This is a genomic window from Microbacterium sp. CPCC 204701 (assembly GCF_004010105.1).
In the GTDB taxonomy this organism is placed as follows: Bacteria; Actinomycetota; Actinomycetes; order Actinomycetales; family Microbacteriaceae; genus Microbacterium.
Genome location: NZ_RRYE01000045.1, coordinates 1 through 14280, shown reverse-complemented (window position 1 = coordinate 14280; position 14280 = coordinate 1). Strand labels below are relative to the sequence as shown.

At 68.0% G+C, this 14280-nt stretch carries 10 protein-coding genes; 5 read left to right on the top strand and 5 right to left on the bottom strand.

Annotated elements, in window-relative coordinates:
• A partial coding sequence (locus EIO58_RS05285) for a bifunctional [glutamine synthetase] adenylyltransferase/[glutamine synthetase]-adenylyl-L-tyrosine phosphorylase (RefSeq protein WP_127818623.1) occupies nt 1-2740 on the top strand: 2740 nt, incomplete at its 5' end.
• Nucleotides 2741-3409: 669 nt separating this feature from the next.
• On the opposite strand, the gene yczR is transcribed toward EIO58_RS05285, so the two are convergent.
• The gene (gene yczR, locus EIO58_RS05280) at nt 3410-4858 is read right to left on the bottom strand and encodes a MocR-like transcription factor YczR (RefSeq protein WP_240658584.1); all 1449 of its coding nucleotides are present in this window, start codon (nt 4856-4858) and stop codon (nt 3410-3412) included.
• A gap of 92 nt (nt 4859-4950) precedes the next feature.
• Between yczR and EIO58_RS18655 the strand changes: the two genes are divergently transcribed.
• Nucleotides 4951-5091 (top strand): hypothetical protein, encoded by a 141-nt coding sequence (locus EIO58_RS18655; RefSeq protein WP_164861535.1) that lies wholly within the window; start codon nt 4951-4953, stop codon nt 5089-5091.
• Between the two features lie 32 nt (nt 5092-5123).
• Entirely contained in the window at nt 5124-5744 is a 621-nt protein-coding gene (locus EIO58_RS05275) for a hypothetical protein (RefSeq protein WP_127818622.1), read from the top strand.
• Between the two features lie 44 nt (nt 5745-5788).
• Here EIO58_RS05275 and EIO58_RS05270 read toward each other — a convergent pair whose 3' ends face one another.
• The 3 genes from EIO58_RS05270 to glnA form a co-directional block, all read right to left on the bottom strand.
• Complete coding sequence (locus tag EIO58_RS05270) at nt 5789-7135, bottom strand: CoA transferase (RefSeq protein ID WP_164861534.1); 1347 nt, start codon at nt 7133-7135, stop codon at nt 5789-5791.
• Between the two features lie 685 nt (nt 7136-7820).
• Nucleotides 7821-9998, bottom strand: a complete 2178-nt coding sequence (locus EIO58_RS05260) for an alpha/beta hydrolase-fold protein (RefSeq protein WP_127818619.1) — start codon at nt 9996-9998, stop codon at nt 7821-7823.
• 546 nt (nt 9999-10544) lie between these two features.
• Complete coding sequence (gene glnA / locus EIO58_RS05255) at nt 10545-11969, bottom strand: type I glutamate--ammonia ligase (RefSeq protein ID WP_127818618.1); 1425 nt, start codon at nt 11967-11969, stop codon at nt 10545-10547.
• Between the two features lie 135 nt (nt 11970-12104).
• Between glnA and EIO58_RS05250 the strand changes: the two genes are divergently transcribed.
• Entirely contained in the window at nt 12105-12497 is a 393-nt protein-coding gene (locus EIO58_RS05250) for an RDD family protein (RefSeq protein ID WP_240658583.1), read from the top strand.
• Nucleotides 12498-12546: 49 nt separating this feature from the next.
• On the opposite strand, the gene EIO58_RS05245 is transcribed toward EIO58_RS05250, so the two are convergent.
• Nucleotides 12547-13257: a DUF4191 family protein gene (locus EIO58_RS05245; RefSeq protein WP_127818616.1), complete on the bottom strand. Its 711-nt coding sequence runs from the start codon at nt 13255-13257 to the stop codon at nt 12547-12549.
• 124 nt (nt 13258-13381) lie between these two features.
• On the opposite strand from EIO58_RS05245, the gene EIO58_RS05240 reads away from it, so the two are divergent.
• On the top strand, nt 13382-14280 hold an 899-nt coding region (locus EIO58_RS05240; RefSeq protein ID WP_127818615.1), incomplete at its 3' end, for a hypothetical protein.

Sequence of the window (14280 nt, the reverse complement as noted above, 5' to 3'; positions counted from 1 at the left end):
CGCGTCCACGGGGTTCGGTGAGTTCTTCCTGCGGCACCCGGCAGAGCTCGCCGAGCTCGCCGATGCGGGGGAGCGGCTGCCGACGGACGCCGAGATGCGTGCGGCGTTGCTCGACTCGGTCGGCGCGACCGAGGGGTTCGCCGCCGACGGCGGAGAGACGGCATGGGTGGCGCTGCGTGCGCGCTATCGCCGGATCCTCGCCCGCATCGCCGCCTACGACCTCCTGAGCGCATCGCCGGTGGACGAGATCGCGGCCGTGTCGGCGGCACTGGCGGATGCCGCGGGCGCCGCACTCGAGGCATCCCTCGCCGTCGCCCGCACCCGCGTGTCGGACGGTGCCGCGGGAGCCGGCCTGTTCCCGAGGCAGGACGTGGCACGAACCCGGCTCGCGATCATCGGCATGGGCAAGACGGGCGCCCGCGAACTGAATTACGTCAGCGATGTCGACGTGATCTACGTCGCAGGGGCCGACGACGAGGTGATCAAGGAGCTGGGCGAGAGCCGAGTCGTCGACATCGCCACGCGCCTGGCGGTGCAGACGATGCGCGGCATCTCGGAGGTCGAGGTCGAGCCGCCGCTGTGGGAGGTCGACGCGAACCTGCGCCCCGAGGGCAAGCAGGGTGCGCTGGTGCGGACGCTGGACTCGCACCTGGCGTACTACGATCGCTGGGCCAAGAGCTGGGAGTTCCAGGCTCTGCTCAAGGCGCGTCCCATCGCGGGTGACCCCGGGCTCGCGAAGGCCTACCTCGACGCGGTGCAGCCCAAGGTGTGGACCAGCGCCGCGCGCGAGAACTTCGTCGACAGCGTGCAGCGCATGCGCGAGCGGGTCACCGAGCACATCCCTCCGAGCGACGTGCCGTACCAGATCAAGCTCGGCCCGGGCGGCATCCGCGACATCGAGTTCACCGTGCAGCTGCTCCAGCTCGTGCACGGTCTCACCGACGACCGGATCCGTCAGCGCAGCACGCTCGAGGCGTTGGACGCGCTCGTGGACGAGGGGTACATCGGCCGAGCGGAGGCTTCCGCGTTCTCGCACGACTACCGAGTACTCCGGCTTCTCGAGCATCGCGTGCAGCTGCGCCACCTGCGGCGGACGCATCTCATGCCCACGCGCCCCGAGGATCTGCGCGTGCTCGCGCGCGCCTCCGGTCTCGCCGACACCGGTGAAGGCGTGTGGCAGTTGTGGGAGTCCGTCAAGCGCGAGGTGCGCGACATCCACGTGCGGCTGTTCTACCGGCCCCTGCTGTCGGCCGTGGCGGCGCTCCCGGCCGACGAGCGCGTGCTCTCGCCGCAGCAGGCGCACGATCGGCTGGCCGCGATCGGCTTCGCCGATCCCGCCGGCGCGCTGCGGCACATCGCGGCACTGACCAGCGGACTGAGCCGCAAGGCCACGATCCAGCGGCATCTCATGCCCGTCATGATCCGGTGGTTCGCCGACGGTGTCGATCCCGACTACGGCCTGCTCGCCTTCCGGCGGCTGAGCGAGCGCCTCGGTGACACGCACTGGTTCCTGCGGATGCTGCGCGACTCGTCGGGGGCCGCCGAGAGCCTCTCGCGCGTGCTCGCCGGATCGCGATACGTCGGCGAGCTCATCGAGTGGATCCCCGAGTCCGCCGCGTGGCTCGACGACCCCGACCTGCTGCGGCCGCGCTCCGGTCTCGCGCTGCAGGACGAAGCACGCGCCATCCAGACACGCCACGACACCACGATCGACGCGATGCGCGCGGTGCGCGCCCTCCGGCGTCGAGAGCAGCTGCGCGTCGGGATGGCCGCCATCCTCGGTTCCGTCACGATCGAGGAGATCGCCGAGGCGCTCACCACCATCACCGACGCGACGATCCAGGCGACGCTGCGGGCGGTGCGGCGCGAGATCATCCCCGCCGAGGATTCAGCCCTCGATTTCTCGGTGATCGCCATGGGACGCTTCGGCGGAGCCGAGCTGGGGTTCGGGTCGGACGCGGACGTCATGTACGTGTACCGCCCCAACGGCGTCGACCCGCAGCGCGCCCACGAGCTCGCCGTCAAGCTCGTCTCGGCGCTTCGGACCCACTCCGAGGACCACCGGGTGCCGCTCGAGCTCGACGCCGACCTGCGTCCCGAGGGCCGCAACGGACCCCTGGCGCGCTCACTCGACGCCTACGCCGAGTACTACCGCCGATGGGCGCTCCCGTGGGAGGCTCAGGCACTCCTGCGCGCGCGCGGCGTCGCCGGCAGCGTGAAGCTGATCAGGGACTTCACCGAGCTCGCCGATCAGGTCCGGTACCCGAGCGAGGTCGAGCCCAACGCCGTGCGCGAGATCAAGCGGATCAAGGCGCGGGTCGAGAGCGAGCGGCTGCCGCAGGGGGTGGATCCGTCGCGTCACCTCAAGCTGGGGCCCGGGTCGCTCAGCGATGTCGAGTGGCTCGTGCAGCTGCTTCAGCTCCAGCACGCTCATGCGGTGCCGGGCCTGCGCACGACGTCCACCCTCGGCGCGCTCCGGGCCGCCGCCGCGGCCGGTCTCGTGCCCGCGAACGCGGCCGATAGGCTCGCCGAGGCGTGGTGGCTCGCGAGCCGGCTGCGATCGGCCAACACGCTGCTGTCGGGGCAGACGAGCGATGTTCTGCCCGTGGACCGCAAGAAACTCGACGGCATCGGCCGCCTCCTCGAGTACCCGCCGCGCTCGGCGACACAGGTCGAGGAGGACTACCTCGGCACCACGCGTCGCGCGCGGCGCGTCTTCGAGAAGCTCTTCTACGGATAGCGACGGATGCCTCGACCCGGCGTCATGCCGTCGCCTGAAGCATCCGTCGGCGAACGCGAGGGTGCCCCGGGTCGAATCCTGGGGCCCTCGTTGCCGGAACGTCGGACGCCGAAGTGCAGCTCGTAGTTCCATCGTCGACGCGATCAGTTGCGAAGCGCTGTTCAGCTCGCCCGGCAGATGCGCACGGTTCGCCCTCCACGCGGGGCGCGCGACGGTCCACTTGCGACGAATGGCTCGCGCCTGACGTCGAGCGTTGCTGCTGTGCTCGCCGTGAAGGAGGCCAAGATGCTCGAGGTGCACGCAGAACACGAACCAGAAGGCGAAGCTGCCGGCGATACTTCCCGTCGTGAGGATGCCGGTCGGTGGTCGAGGATCCGGCGGCTCCTGCGACGGCTGTTCACGCCGCCGGAAGATTCGCTTCTGGGTCACCGCACGCTCTGAGTAGCGTCGAACGCGCCTGCGCGGGCGCGCCTGCACCCGGTAGCACCGGCTGTCGCCGAGCGCGCTGCCTGACGCGCGAGGGGACGGGACGATGCCGGGTTGAATCGTGGGAGTGGCGGCATCGACTGCTCGTCCCGGGTTTCATCCTCTGGGCAGGCTACGGCCTCTCACCGGTGACCGGTTCGTCGCGACACCGAACCTCTCGCGATTCGCGGGCCCCCGTCCCGCTCAGATACCTGACGCCGGGATTCGGTTGTTCGCGACGACGGGCCCGCTCGCACCGAGTTGCGCCCACGCGTGAGCGAGCAGCCGGACACCGCTGTCCAGTTCGTCAGCCGGACTGGTCATCGGCAGCCGCAGGAAGCGTTCGAGCGAACCGTCGATGGAGAACTTCGGCCCGGGCACGAGGGCCATCCCGCGGGCTCGGACGATGGAAGCAAGCGCGGAACTTGCCGGCTGGTTCAACTGCACCCACAACGACATACCGCCGTCCGGCCAGGGCGTCCTCCACTGGGGAAGGTGATGGCGCAATGAGGCGCTGAGGACCGTGCGGTGCTCGCGCAGCATTCGCCGCCGCCCGGCTACGAGCTCGTCCATCCGACGAATCACCTGTTCGCCGACGAGCTGTTCGATGGGCGGCGTGCCGAGGTCCCCGGCAGGGCGCGCCTGTACGAGTCGGCGGATGACTGCTGCGTCGGCGCGAATCCACCCGATGCGCAGCCCGCTCCAGATGGACTTCGACAGCGACCCGATGGTGATGACGCCAGAACCGTTCGGCCCGGCACTGAGGGCCGCATGACGAGCGAACGGACCGTCATCCCAGGGGCGGTCGATGTTGAGGTCGACGGTCGCTTCGTCGATGACGAGCGTCGTCCCGGCCGACCGTGCTGCGTGCACTACCCGGGCGCGGTCGCCCGGGTTCATCGATGCGCTGGTGGGGTTCTGGAAGTCGGGGATGAGGTACGCCACCGCGGGTCGGGTCTGCTGGATGGTGGCGACCAGGTGGGGAACATCCCAGCCGTCGACGGTGACGGGAGTCGCAACCATTCGTGCGCCGGCCCGCTGGAACGCCTCGTACGCGTGCGGGTACGTCGGCGATTCGACGAGCGCGATGTCGGATCTGTGTATCAGGGTGTGCGCGGTGAGTGCGATGGCGTGCTGGCCGCCGGTGGTGACGAGCACCTGCTCGGGCGATGTCGGCAGGCCGCGATGCGTGTACCGGTCGGCAATGGCGTCTCGCAGAGCGTCGTTGCCGAGCAGGTCGAATCCGGGGAACGCGGTGATGTCGGGCAGGTCGCTTGTCACCTCCGTGATGAGTTGCCGCAGTCCTTCAACCGGAGGCGGGACCGCGCCGGCGAAATTCAACGCCGGCCCCGGCCGTTTCGACACGTCGGCGAGGTGGGGGAGTGTGGCGCGGCTGCCGGAACCCTGCCTGCTGACGAGGTAGCCGTTGACGCGCAGCTCCTGGTACGCCGCGACGATGGTGGTGCGGCTGCGCCCCGTGTGCATGGCCAGCTCGCGCTCGGATGGCAGGCGGGTGCCGACCGGGATGCGCCCATCGGCGATGAGGACGCGGATGCGGCCTGCGAGCTCGCTGTACGCGACCGATTCGGCGCCGAGGTCTCCGGTCATGGACAGCAGCGCGCGAGCGGAAATGCGGGGTCCTGTCGCTGACATGAGTCCAGCATCTTCAACTGGATCGCGCCTTCGCCCATCGTCATGCGGTTCGCTCGGACATTGGCAGGAAGTGGACGGCGAAAGGCGGGGTGATGGGTGAGGTTGGCGTGCTCGTCGTTGTGGGCATCATCCTGGTCGCCGAAGTCGTGGTGACATTCCGTGTCGTGCTGCGCGACGACCCAGGGCCGCGTCCGACCAGGGACGACTACGACACCAGGAGACCAGAGCCGTGACAGCTCAACGTCAGCGGAGGAATTCGGCAGAAGTGGACTGGCGACCCCCTGCTGGCAAGGGCGACCCGATCTTCGGTGCGGGCGCTACGACCGCGGAGAAGACCATTGCCAACGTGGTCGGTCTGTTCGGCGCAGCAATCGTCGTCGCCGCTGGTCTCCTCTCCGGCGCCGACTGGAATCTCATCCTGTACGTCGTCGCCGCGGTCATCGCGTTCGACGTGGTCGGGGGAATCCCCGCGAACGGCCTCAACTCCGCCAAACGGGACCACCACGGGCCACCGTCAGCGACCGCCGATACCGCCTTCGGCCGAGTGGTGAGACTACCGGTCGTCTTCACCGCCCTGCACATTCACCCCATCATCGTGGGCACCTTCTATACCCCGCACCTCTGGTGGTGGGGGCCGATCTGGTACCTCGTCATCGTCTCCGCGACTGCCACCGTGCGGGCTGTGCCGCTTCACCTCGAACGCCCTACCGCGCTGGGGTTCTGCGCGATCGTGACCATGGCGGCTGTGTACCTTCCCGCACCTGACCTGTGGGCATGGCTGCCCATCATGCTCGCCCTCAAACTCGTGCTCGCGCATGCGGTGCAGGAAGAGCCCTACCGTCCCGTCGCTGACCCAGCAGGCGACTCAGCCCTCACCGGGCGGTAGGCGCGGGTCCTGCCGGGGGTGAAGACCGGCAGGACCCGCCTTTGTCAGCTCACCCATTCGGCGGCATCCGCCCCCCACCGTCTGCCGACATGGCGGTAGTCCGACGGTGCGCCGGCGAACATCAGCACTGGTGGTGCGTACGTGAGCGACGAAATCCCGGCCCCTGTCAGCCGCCGTTCGAAGGAGGGCAGAGAGACCTCCGCCGGTTCCTCCGGGAGGTCAGTGGACGACAGAAGCGCCGCGGCGGTGCGCGCCAGCGACATCCGAACATCCACCGAACCACCCGTGCGGCGTTGCTCCACAAGCGCCAGCGCGACGCCTGCTGCCACGAAGTGCCCGGTCGCATGGTCCAGCGCCTGCACCGGCAACGCCCCGGGAGCCTCGCCGTCGGCGCTCTCGATCATCGCAATGCCACTGGCTGCCTGCACGATGCTGTCGAACCCTCGCCGAGCAGCCCAGCGACCGCTCGTGCCCCACGCGGAGACGGACGCGGTCACAATCCCCGGACACCGGTCAGCGAGTGACTGCGGGTCCAGACCGAATCGTGCGAGCGCGCCCGGCCGGTACCCGGTCAGCACCACATCTGCTCGCGACAGCAGCACCTCGAACATCTCCCGGTCCAGCTGCTCGCTGAGGTCGAGGAGCGTGGACCGCTTGCCCTGCCCGGTGTCGAGATGAATCCACCCGGTCTCTTCCAACAAGGGCGAGTCCACCCGCAGCACCTCCGCCCCGGCGAGGGCGAGGTCTCGAGCGGCGACGGGACCTGCGATGACGCGTGTCAGATCGAGAACTCGGATGCCAGAGAGGGGTGCGGTCCCGCGAATCCACGGGCGCGGCGGGGCGCCGTGGTACCTGGTCACCTCCACGAGCGCAGCAGCCGAGACTACGCGGCCGTGGGGATGCTCCATCCACGCCTCGGTGGTTCGGACGGCCGCGGCCACCGCGCCGTACTGGGCGGCCTGGTCCTCGAGCTCCACGGCAGACCGCCGGCGGATGGCACGCGCGACGTCGGGCTTCTCAGCGGTCTCGCGCAACCCGAGCACGCCGCGCAACGCAGCCTCGTGGTGGCCGTAGTTCGCGTGTGTGCGTACCCAGCCGTCCTCGGCCTTCCAGAAGCCGGACAGCGGCGCCCACACGCTCGGGGGTTCGCCGTCGATCCGGAGAAGACGTTCGCTACCGAATGACGCCGCGACGCGCGCCGGGTCCACCTCCACAGGTGCTGCATCCGTTGCGAAGCGCTCGGCCGCCACACGGTTCATCGCCAGCGAAGCCAGCGACACACTGTCCGTCGCGAGTCGCCCCACGGGAAGCCGCGACAACCACGGCATCCCACCCTGAGCGGGCTGCACCAGCTCTCGCGCCTCCTGCTGAACACCGAGCGCTGAAGCCACTTCCTGCCCGACAGCTCCTATACCCATATCGCCTCCCTCGGCCAAGCGAAGCGCCGTGGAGCCCTGGGGCGTCAGTGCCGCCTCAGACGACTGGACTCTTGGCTGCCAAGTGCGTGTGCGCGTCCGCTCTTAGGACTTGCCACTCACGCCGCCGGGTGAGCACGAGACGGCGCCTCCTCAGCCAACGGCGATGCAGTGGCGCATAGCCGCTGCAAGACACAAGCGTGGCGCCACAAGTCGCGACGAAGGTGACCATTGCGCGGGCGGGAAACCGTTCCTCGTGTGGCGACTTGTGGCCACAAGGATTCGTTCGCCTTTCCATTCCTCGACGCAGCGTGGATACTCACGTGGTCGGTGCCCGGGTGATGCGTCATGGCGACCCACCATCGCGTCACGGTGTCCTGGTCGAGGACACGCGCGACGATGATCCCGGCTTCGAGTCCACTTCGCCGGACGGAGTCGAGACGGGGTGCATGGACCCACGCGACGGCGGGCGAACGGCTGACTCGACGGCACGGAGCCGGATTCCTCGCTCGTGAGATTCCTCCCGAACTCACCGCCGCGGCTCGCGATCTGTTCGAATCCGACATGGAGGTCCAACCGGACAGACGACAGTAGCGGACGGAGCTGCATGCTCTCGCCCGCTACTGTCTTCATCCAGACCGGCGGTCGCTTCGAGCCTGCGTCAGCCTCCGTACGGACCGTACTCGACGGTCAGCGGCTCGGTGAAGGTCTCACCGTCGCGCTCGCCCGTCGACGTGACCGTGAGCTGACCGGCGGGCAGCGACGCGACCCTCGTGTTGAGCGAGACCGCCACCGTCGCACCCGGAGCGACGTTGGCGAAGGTCTTCGAGGCGAACGACGCATCGACCGCGATCGTGACGGGCACGTCAGACGGGTTGCTCACCGCGACCGACATGTACGCCTTCGATCCGAGACTGCGCGGGGTGACCGTCACCTGCGGGGCATCGGGTCCGGTGCCCTGCACCCGCTCACCGTCGTAGTACAAGCGCCCGCTGTCATCCTTGTTCCACTTCGAGAACCACTGCTCCCACACGTCCCACATTGTGTCCACAGAGGCATTGTGGTCACGGCCCGCTGTAAAGCCGTACATGTAGAGGGGAATGCCCTGGGCGTTCTCCCACCGCTGCAGCGTCGTGCGCTGGATCTGTCCGACGCCGGTCTGCGTCGAATCAGACCCATCCACGTGTCCGACGTGGTTGCGGTTGACCCAGTACGACACGACGTTGCGCACGCTGCCCGGTGCCGACAGGTAGGGGTTCCAGAGGTCGTTCTCGCCCATGTTCAGGAACATCGGCAGGATCGAGTTCCCGGCATCCGCAGTCGGGTTCGAGGTGCCACCGTTACCGGCGATGGAGGTGAAGAACTCCGGCATCCGGGATGCCATGCCGTGGGTGAACATCGAGCCGTTGGAGTGGCCCACCGCGAAGCGACGGCCCGGGTCGGTGTTGTAGTCCTCGTCGATCACCGCGGTCAGCTGCTTGATGAATTCGTAGTCGTCAGCCTGCCGCTCAAGGCCGGTGTTGTTCTGGTTCCAGCCCAACGTCAGGGACGATTGATACTGGGCGCACGGCACGACGACGGTGAAGCCGTACTCATCGGCGATCTCCCACCACCGAGTGGCATCGAAGAAGAGGGTGCAGGGCTGGGTCGAGCCGGCGTGGACGTAGACGACGGGCGCTCCGCCTTCGGCCGCAGCTGCTTGCTCGTTCTCATAGACGACGTACTGGCGCTTCCAGACCTGCCCGTCGTCTTCGGAGACGATCAGGTTCTTGACATCGACGCCGATCTCTTCGTAGTCGGGACGAACACCGAGCACGTTGCCGAACACCGACGTGTTGTCGTAGCGGGTGTAGAACGTCAGGAACTCAGAGATCTGCTGGGTGAGCTCGTGGTCATCGACCGCGACGTCGTCTGTGAGCACCGCGACCTGGGACACCGGCTCGCTGTATGCGGTCGGGATGCGGTCGGAGTCTGGCTTCTGGTGGAACGACTGGCCGAACGCGCTGTCGATCGATTCGGCGACGACGTCGTTCGCGTGCTTCCAGTACGAGACCGACTCGGCGACGTCATCGGCAGCGTCGTTCACGAACCAGACCGGAACGGGCACCTCGCTGTACGGCGCCGACACGAACCGCGGGTCCGCGTGGGTCTCGGAGAACTTCGGCTGCGGCGCAAAGACCTGCTCCCCGATCGCGTCGATGTCGTCCAAGTCTTCAGTGCCGATGAAGGCGGCGCTCGCCACGAACAGCGGGTTTCTCGCGACGTAGTCCTGCAGCGCCGTGCCACCCGACCCGTACCCGGCGATGTAGTGCACGCCGTGCGTCGAATAGAAGCTACGTGCCTCCATGACGCGCAGCGCCGCGATGATGTACGCGGACTCCTCTGCGACGGTGCCCCAGTCACCGGACTCCTGATCGGCCTCGAGGATGAACAGACCCTCGTTGCGATCGTCGGCGATGTCGATCCAGCCGCTCTTTGCGAGGAATTCCTCGGTGTCCCAGCCATCCGGCACGCTCACGACGGTGAAGTATCCGCGCAGATACATGTCCTCTGGGATGTACACCTTACTCGTGCGCGTCTCGCCACCGACCGTGACGTTCTCGACGTAGTAGCCCGTCACGGGCAGCACGTTCCCGCGCATCGTGTCGATCACCGGCGGTCGCGGCCCGGTGTACGGCTCCGGGTCGAGCGTTCCCGCAGATCCTGACTCGTCAGCACCGACGGGCACCGACCCTCTGTCATCGGCGTTGGCGGGCACCGGCCCCGCGAGTGCCACTGCCGCCGCAACTGCGGCAGCGAGGAGCCCTACGGTCCTCTTTCGTAGCGAGTTACGCTTCATGTTGACGCATCCTTTGCTGATCCTGCGAGAGCACGCGAGCACGGCGTCGGGTGTGCGCTTGTGAGAACCGATCACGACACCTGCCTGTGTGTCTCTACATTGAGCACACACGACACATTCTTCGAGCACGTCACTGCTCGGGGCAAGGACAGTCCCACCCAGCGAACCCGTGCACCCGCACGACTCAGATAGTTGACTCCGCGCGTCAGTGTCCGATGCCGGGGTTGGTGCTGTTCGAACAGTGAGAGGGTGAGCACCGTCATCAGCGTCGACTGGTCCGCCGCGACCGTCGACGCCAGCTCGCCCGACAGGAACCGATCGAGCGTGCGGGTCGGCACCGTTCGGGCACCCAACACTCGCCCACGTGCCAACGCCGGAGAGTGCGGGCGAACGTGCCCGGGAACGACTGAGCCCCGGTTCGACTGGTCTCAATCGAGAGATTCCAGGAGGAACCGGGGCTCAGGGAGTCGGGGTGATCTCCGGGGCGAATGCAGGCGGGTACTGCTGCGTGTAGCTATGCAGCGCTACGCGTTCGGCCCTGTTGACTCATACCCCGAAGTACAGCTCATACTCGAACGGGTGCGGGCGCGCGTTGATCGGCTGGATCTCGTTCTCGATCTTGTATTCGATCCAGGTCTCGATCAGCTCGGGCGTGAACACGTTGCCGCGCGTGAGGAACTCCTGATCGGCGCGGAGCGCCTCGAGCGAGTCGAGCAGCGAGTTCGGCACCTGAGGGATGTTCTTCGCCTCCTCGGGAGGAAGCTCGTACAGGTCCTTGTCGACGGGCTCGTGGGGCTCGATGCGGTTGATGATGCCGTCGATGCCGGCCATCAGCTGCGCCGCGAAGGCGAGGTAGGGGTTGCCCGACGAGTCCGGCGCGCGGAACTCGATGCGCTTGGCCTTCGGGTTCGACCCGGTGATCGGGATGCGGATCGCCGCGGAGCGATTTCCGGCCGAGTACACCAGGTTGACTGGAGCCTCGTAGCCCTTCACGAGACGCTTGTACGAGTTGAGCGTCGGGTTCGTGAACGCGAGGACAGCGGGCGCGTGGGCGAGCAGGCCCCCGATGTACCAGCGAGCGATGTCGGAGAGCTGCGCGTAGCCCTTCTCGTCGAAGAACAGCGGCTTGCCGTCGAGCCACAGCGACTGGTGCGTGTGCATGCCCGAGCCGTTGTCGCCGAACAGCGGCTTCGGCATGAAGGTCGCGACCTTGCCCCACTCGTTGGCCACGTTCTTCACGATGTACTTGAACTTCAGGATGTCGTCGGCGGCGTGCACCATCGTGTCGAAGCGGTAGTTGATCTCCTGCTGGCCACCGGTGCCCACCTCGTGATGCGCGCGCTCTAGGTGCAGGCCCGACTCGATGAGGCGGAGGCTGATGTCGTCGCGCAGGTCGGCGGTCTTGTCGACCGGCGACACCGGGAAGTAGCCGCCCTTGTACGGCGTCTTGTTGCCCAGGTTGCCGCCGTCCTCGATACGACCCGAGTTCCAGGCGCCCTCCTCGGAGTCCACGGCGTAGAAGCTGGAGTTCTGCTTCACCTCGTAGCGGACGTCGTCGAAGATGTAGAACTCCGCCTCGGGGGCGAAGAACGCGGTGTCTGCGATGCCGGTCGACGCGAGATACTTCTCGGCCTTCTTGGCGACCTGGCGCGGGTCCTTGTGGTAGATCTCGCCGGTGCGCGGGTTGTAGATGTCGAAGACCATGACGAGGGTCTTCGCCTCGCGGAACGGGTCGAGGAATGCCGTCGACACATCCGGGATCAGCTGCATGTCCGATTCGTGGATGTTCGCGAACCCCCGGATCGAGGAGCCGTCGAACAGCTGGCCGACCGTGAAGAACTCCTCATCGACGGTGGAGGCCGGGATGTTGAAGTGCTGCTGCACGCCAGGAAGGTCCGTGAACCGGATGTCGAGGAATTTGACGTCCTCGTCCTTGATGAACTTCAGCACCTCGGATGAATCTTTGAACATGAAGACTCCAGAGGTAGGGCATTCGGGACCGCCCGCGCACGGCGCGGACTTGCTGGCACGTTATCGGCAGGGCATTGCCCGGCAATGTCACCTATGTTTCCGGCATGTTACGGACGGCTGGATACGCTTGATCGTGTGACACAGAGCGCACACGACTACCCGGGCGAGCGCCTCGGCATGCCCCGCGAGGGCACCGGATCCATCGGACGACTCGGCCGCCGAGTGGGCGCCCTGTTCGTCGACTACGGCGCCGCGTACCTCATCTCGGGGTTCTTCGCGTGGGATCCGCTGGTGATCCTCGCGATCTTCGCGGCGATCCAGCTGGTGTTCCTGCCGACGCTTCAGGGCAGTCCTGGTCACCGGCTGTTCGGGCTGCGCCTGGTCCGCCTCGACGGCGCGTGGGTCGGGCTGTGGCGCCCGATCCTCCGCACGGCGCTGCTCATCGTGGTGATCCCGGCGGTCATCTGGGACCCCGATCAGCGCGGTCTGCACGACAAGGCCGCGGGGACGGTCCTCATCCGGGCCTGACGACGGATGCCGGGGCGCAGTGCGCCCCGGCATCTTCCCGTGGATCGGCTCAGCGGGGCCGCGGCGCTCGGACCTTGGTCGGATCGATGCCCTTCGGGATCGGCAGCGAGGTGAGCGACTGCGACACCGAGTCGATCCGCTTGATCACGGCGGCCATGGTGGCCCGGTCGATCTTCTTCGGCAGGGCCTTGATGGTCGGGGCCAGCCTCGCGATCGGCACGTCGTCGTCGCCGTGGCCGACGTAGAGCACCGTGACCGGGACGCCCGACGCCACGCGCTGGACCTTCGAGCGCTCGTCGTTCACGAGTCGCGTGAGCCGGCCGCGGGCGCCCTCGCCCACGATGACGACGCCGCCGCGCCCGACCGCGCGATAGACCGCTTCCTGCGTCTTGGGGTTGATGCCGACCGGCGTCTCGCTCGCCTGCCACCGCCGGCCGAGCGACGTCGAGAGCACGTGGCCGGTGGCCCCCGGCATCCCGTCGATCTTCTTGTACATCGCGCGCGTCGACAGTCGCGTCATGGTCATGAGGCACGCGAGGATGCCGAGCATGAGCCCCGTGATGCCCCAGAGGACGACGCTCCACGGCGCGATCGGAGGGATGGCCAAGCCGATTCCCACACCGATGGCGATGCCCACCAGCACGATGCCGATCAGCAGGAACGGCAGCCAGCGGAATTCTTTCTGGGTGAACGTGTAGAGCGTCCGGATCTGAGAGAAGAATCCGGGCCTCTTCTCGGGTGCAGTACTGCGCGCGGCCATGCGCTCCAGCCTACCTTTCGCGGCGGGCCGCGTCGGCTCCTCCCCAGGGTCGGCTGCGGCGGATTCCCCCACAGAAACCTCGATGAACACCGCTCGCGGCGAAGCGGTGACCGACACTGGCCGGGTGATGCGTGATGAGAACCCTCTTCGCTCGCCGTTCCGTGAGATCCGCGCGGTCCGCGAGCGAGCGGACGGACCCTGGCCCGGGCTGCTCGTCCGCACCGCGTCGGGGGTCGTCGGCGTCCTCGTAGACGCCCAGGTCCTCGGGCAGCACTGGAAGGGATGGGATGCTGCGCCCAGCGGACATGTGCTGGCCCCGATCGATCTGGCGAGGACCGCCGCAGGCGGCCATGACGTGCTGCTCCCGGTGTGTGCGGAGCGCCTCGAGGACTTCGTCCGCCGGCGCGGCGCCCGTTCCGCGCTCCCGCCCGGAGAGGCCGTGACGCTCGGCGTGAGCGTCCTGCGCGGATGCGCCCAGATCCTGGGCACACCTCCGGTCACCGGAGACTGGTGGCTAGACGACAGCGGCCGACCGGTGCTCGCGACCGACGCGTCGCCGCAGTCCGCGGTCGCCGCGGCCGCCGCCGTGCTCGGCGTCGCGGTGGTCGATCCGGTCCTGCAGCAGGCGTGGGACACGGCGGTGAGAGCGCTGGGGGCCGGTCGTGTCACGAGTCGCGACCTCATCGATGTCGAGGAGCTGCTCTTCGCCGCAGCCGAGCCCGAGCCGCTGAGCACCATCAGCCTCAGTCCCCGCCCCGCCGTCGACGTCGCACCGGACTTACGGGCCACTGCACTGCAGGTGCACCACGCCGCGCCACGGCCGCTGTGGCAATCGCTCATCGGGAGTGTCGACGCCGACCTCGCCGATACGGTGTCGCGCGCGACAACGGCGGTGTGGCGCCGAATGCGCACGCCGACCCGCTCCCGACGGGCGCCCCTGCTCGTCGGGGGTGCGGTGGCGGCGAGCGTGCTCGTGGGCGGGGCGCTGTGGCCGTCGGCAGGTGGCGTGGCCGGCGTCGGGGG